Here is a 4500-nt window from a genome sequence, read left to right as displayed (position 1 = left end):
CTCTGACGCATCGAATTTTAGTAAATCCTTAAGTCTTATGGTGATTTTTTTAATCTTTTCCAGTAAAGCATTACCTTCATAATCATCCCAATGAAGGTCATCTTCACTATAATTTAGATAATCTGTTTCAGGCGGATTTTTCAATATTTCTAGAGTTAGGGCATCAATTAATTCATGCTGATAATATTCTTCAGAATCATCATATTGAGCATCAAGTAAAAGATTTTGAGCAACAAAAGAGCTATAGGTTCTATAGTCCTGATCTAAAGCAATTAATTCATAAATATGTGAACGGCTAATCTTTACAGAATGCTGTTCCTGAATTTTTTTAGATAATTGAAATGCGAATTCTTGAATAGACATAATTTTCTCTACTTCCAACTCTAAACTCTTTATACAAAGAATCTTTGGTGTCATAAGACTTCTAGCAACGCATGTTTAAATGCTAAGAACCAAACGAGTTGATACTTAAGAAAATTAAATTTTAGATATGGCTTTAAAAATTAAACCTATGGTTTTTTATCCCTTTTCTACTCATGCGTAAGTACGGTAGGCGACCTTATTTTTAAAATAATAAATTTCGCATAAATTTACAATTGCCAAAATAGAAAAGTCAGCTAAAAAGCGGACAGTCAAAAAATTCATTCTTTTTCAGACCTACTTTTTATCTTTTTTTGAGCATCTATAATCGCTAAATCGAGAAGCGTTAAAGTCTGCCCTTTTAGGCTATATCCAGACAGCTGATGGAGAACCTCAAAAAGTAGTTGATACTTTTCTGTATTTGGTCGCTCTAGTGCCCAAACCTTTTTATAAAGTTGAGATTGACGAAATTTCCCGGCAAGAAAACGGTCAATTTCGATTCCTTTTAGAAACTTTTTACTGTCTAAATTTTCATCATCTTTTACTTTATAAAGACTTAAAACCCCACCGCCCACTTCAAACTTACGTTGATTTTCAGCTTTACGTTTTTTCCCGGCATCCTTTTTCTGAATCTGACTCAAATACAGCTCCAAGTCACTGTATTCAAGCTTTTGCGCTTTAAAATTCAGATAGCGCGTACACATTGTTTTCAGGATATTCATTTCAGCTGGATCTAGATCATCTTTTTTATAATCTTGGTACAGCTCCAAAAATTTTTCTTCATACTTAGTCCTTCCCGGAGTTCTCACCAACTCATCAAACAACAACTGAAGCTTCAAATGCTCACGGTACGGTTTTAACGCTTCTTTCACAAGAATCTGCTGAGCTTCAGACAACATTTCAAAGTTAAAGTCTTCAGCTTGTAGTGCATCAATAACCTGATTTTGAAGTTCCGAACGAGGATCTTTTTCTAATAAAAACTCAACGAAAGCATGTAACTCTGCCATTTGTAAAAGTTGAGAAGGTCTACCACGCTTTTTTGCTTTTTCTAGTGTCATATCATCGGCCACCAAATTTTCAGAACTGCAACCTCTTTAAATATGGTTTTACCATATTTAAAGAGGGCAGTCTGAAAATAATTATTTAAATAAAAAATAAAATTTCTTGAAAAGAATTTCTATTTTTTATTTAAATAATTCGCACTTGACAGTTTCTCCTCATCGGAGAAACTAGTACGCAATGGGGCGCTTCCCCCTTGACCCCCTTCAACCGGATTTTTCAGCCATTGAGGCATTCCAAATCCGGGCGGTTTTCATTTCGTTTCACTCCATAAAAACCGGTCCAAAACCATTTAGAGGTGAACATGGCCAGCTACCATTTCAGCGTCAAAAACAAAAATAAAGGTTATGCAATGGGCCACTACCTCTATATTTCCCGACTGATGCAATACGAAAACGTCCGCAAGAAAAGTGACGAAATTTTAGAATACGTTGAACCTGGCAAATGCATGCCGTCCTGGGTAAAAGATCCAATTGAGTTTTGGCAAGCCGCTGATACTTTTGAGCGAGCCAATGCCAAAGTCTACATCGAGTATGAAATTGCCCTTCCCAACGAATTCACGCCAGACCAGCGTAAAACGCTCATAGAGACGTTTTTAGACAAACATATAGCTCCACAGCAATATCCACATTCATACGCCATACACAACGTTAAATCGCGTCTCAGCGGCGAAGAACAGCCCCATTGCCACCTCATGTTCTCCCTCAAAGCCGATGACGGCATTGAACGCACAGCCGAACAGTACTTTAAACGCTATAATCCCCAAGATCCGGCCAAAGGCGGTGCCAAGAAAATCCAGCTCCAGGATGGCCATGCTGATTACACCACTTACCTCCTGCATATCCGAAAAGCTTGGGAAAATCACCTGAATGACGCATTGGCAGAACATAGCCCAACCGTGACTTACCAGATCGATGGCCAGGAGATCCAAATTAAAAATCAAGTTTCGGCAGACAACTACGAAAAATACAACGAGATACACGGCACCCTCTACCTACCAGAACCCAAACTGGGGACAGGCAAACAAAATGAAACTGTGGAATACCTGACGGAAATCCAGAAAATCAGACAACACAATGCCAAAGAACGAGAACTGGAACAGCGCCAACAACACTTTGATCAACAGCATGAATACTACTACAGCTGCTCAAACGAACCCTTCAGCTCTCCTGAAGTGATGCACTACCTCAATCACCTCATTAAAAAAGCCAGCAACAAAAAAGAACTGGGCCACGATATCAACGAAATTATTCAAACCCAGCAACCGATCCTGCATCACGAAAAATGGGATATCGATACCATCAATTTTAATCTCAACAACGCCAGGTTATACCCTGAACCGGACATGGAGTTTAAAGTCCTATCTGTACAACCAAAACCAGTGATTGAACCAACATCACAGCCGAAGCCAAAACCTGAAATACACCCCTCACAGCTTGAACCGAAACGAAATGATTATGATGGTCTGGGTTTTTAAAAATGGATCTGGATCAGAAAGTACAGAGCGAGTGTCTACGAGCGATATCACCAAAAGTCGCGCCTCGGCCCTCTGAAAAACCGCTTTTTTAGGTTAACAAACCTAAAAAAGTGAAGTTTAGATGTCGAAATGAGAGCCTAGACCGAGCGAAGCGAGCATAAAGTTTTATGAGCGAAGCGAATTCCGAGTTGCTTTTGCTTTTTCTCAAATTCACGAAGGAATTAACCGAAAAATTGCCCCTGAATCGAGCGAAAGCGAGATTCAATAGAGTTTGAGCGTAGCGAAAACCACGGGCAATTTTTCATTCTCAATGTTTTTAATAATTTTTAATACTTTTAAATACTTTTAGAGTAGCTGAAAGCCTCTAATAGCAATAGTTTTAGAGGTAATACCACTACGTTTATCGACCTATATCACTACGTTTATCGACCTATATCACTACGTTTATCGACCTATATCACTACGTTTATCGACCATTTGACTACTTCAATATTTGATGTAGTATTACTACATGATTTTATGATGTAGTAATAAGAATAATGAAAGACTTAGTTGTCAAAGATAATGCTCTAATTAATGCAAGTTATAATCTTGATTTAGTTGAGCAAAGGCTAGTTCTACTAGCAATTATTGAAGCTAGACAAACAGGTAAAGGAATCAATGCTAATGATGCTTTAGTAATTCATGCATCCAGCTATATAGAGAATTTCGGTGTAGAGAAACATACGGCTTATGCTGTTTTGAAAGAGGCAAGTAAGGTCTTATTTGATAGGAGGTTCACTTATCAATCTTTAACAGATAAAGGGAATGTAAAAACTACTCATAGCCGTTGGGTAAGCGAAATTAGCTATATTGATAATGAAGCATCAGTAAGTCTTATCTTTTCACCAGCTGTCGTCCCATTAATTACAAGGCTTGAGGAACGATTTACTAGTTATGAACTAAAGCAAGTAAGTCAATTGACAAGCAGATATGCCACTAGACTTTATGAACTACTAGTTGCTTGGCGTAGCACTGGTCAAACTCCAGTATTTGAGATTTCAGAATTTAGGCAGCAACTTGGTATTGCGGATGATGAATATACGCGCTCAGATAATTTCAAAAGAAGAGTTCTAGATATAGCTATATCTCAAATCAATACTTTTACGGACATCAATGTTAAGTCTGAACAGCATAAAACTGGACGATCAATTTCAGGCTATAGCTTTTCATTTAAGCCAAAGACGTCAGTTAAAAATATTTCTAAAACAAGGAGTGAACAACTAGAACTGATTGGCCAATTGACAGATAAACAGATTCTTTTGTTCTCAGGTAGGTTAGCTTATGAACCCACATTCGCATCAAAATATAGTAAAGCAGGTGAAAGCTATGATGACTTTATAATTAGAATATCTAGAGACTTAACAGATCCTAAAAAAATTAAAGAATATTCTCCATATCTTAAAGAATTAGGATTCAAATAGGTTTGTAAATTGACTTTGTCAACTTAACAGTGAAGTATTAACTCAATTTAACTCCCAGTTTACAATATGAAAAAATTATCAGTTTCAGAATTAGCTAAGCTGTATGGATATTCAAGACAAGCTATATATGCTCATATAAAT

The 4500-nt window shown here is 37.0% G+C and carries 3 protein-coding genes and 2 pseudogenes; 3 read left to right on the top strand and 2 right to left on the bottom strand.

Features of this window, described 5'->3' with window-relative positions:
- Window positions 1-417: pseudogene (locus tag F1544_RS27110) on the bottom strand (hypothetical protein); the annotation flags it as partial.
- Window positions 418-641: 224 nt separating this feature from the next.
- Window positions 642-1418 (bottom strand): hypothetical protein, encoded by a 777-nt coding sequence (locus tag F1544_RS27105; protein WP_004762676.1) that lies wholly within the window; start codon window positions 1416-1418, stop codon window positions 642-644.
- A 305-nt stretch (window positions 1419-1723) separates the two neighbouring features.
- Here F1544_RS27105 and F1544_RS27100 point away from each other — a divergent pair, with 305 nt between their 5' ends.
- The 3 genes and pseudogenes from F1544_RS27100 to F1544_RS27090 all read left to right on the top strand — a co-directional run.
- Window positions 1724-2896, top strand: a complete 1173-nt coding sequence (locus F1544_RS27100) for a MobA/MobL family protein (RefSeq protein ID WP_167588530.1) — start codon at window positions 1724-1726, stop codon at window positions 2894-2896.
- Between the two features lie 539 nt (window positions 2897-3435).
- Window positions 3436-4359, top strand: a complete 924-nt coding sequence (repM, locus tag F1544_RS27095) for a replication initiation protein RepM (RefSeq protein WP_023271596.1) — start codon at window positions 3436-3438, stop codon at window positions 4357-4359.
- A gap of 66 nt (window positions 4360-4425) precedes the next feature.
- Window positions 4426-4500 (top strand): annotated as a pseudogene (locus F1544_RS27090) (plasmid replication DNA-binding protein); the annotation flags it as partial.

The organism is Kineococcus rubinsiae (assembly GCF_011839805.1).
In the GTDB taxonomy this organism is placed as follows: Bacteria; Actinomycetota; Actinomycetes; order Actinomycetales; family Kineococcaceae; genus Kineococcus; species Kineococcus rubinsiae.
This window is presented reverse-complemented; position numbering and strand designations above follow the sequence as displayed.

What these genes read in the sequence shown, in the direction of transcription:
- F1544_RS27105 (WP_004762676.1), bottom strand. Translation starts at nt 1,418, where the DNA reads ATGACACTAGAAAAAGCAAAAAAGCGTGGTAGACCTTCTCAACTTTTA.
- repM (WP_023271596.1), top strand. Translation starts at nt 3,436, where the DNA reads ATGAAAGACTTAGTTGTCAAAGATAATGCTCTAATTAATGCAAGTTAT.
- F1544_RS27100 (WP_167588530.1), top strand. Translation starts at nt 1,724, where the DNA reads ATGGCCAGCTACCATTTCAGCGTCAAAAACAAAAATAAAGGTTATGCA.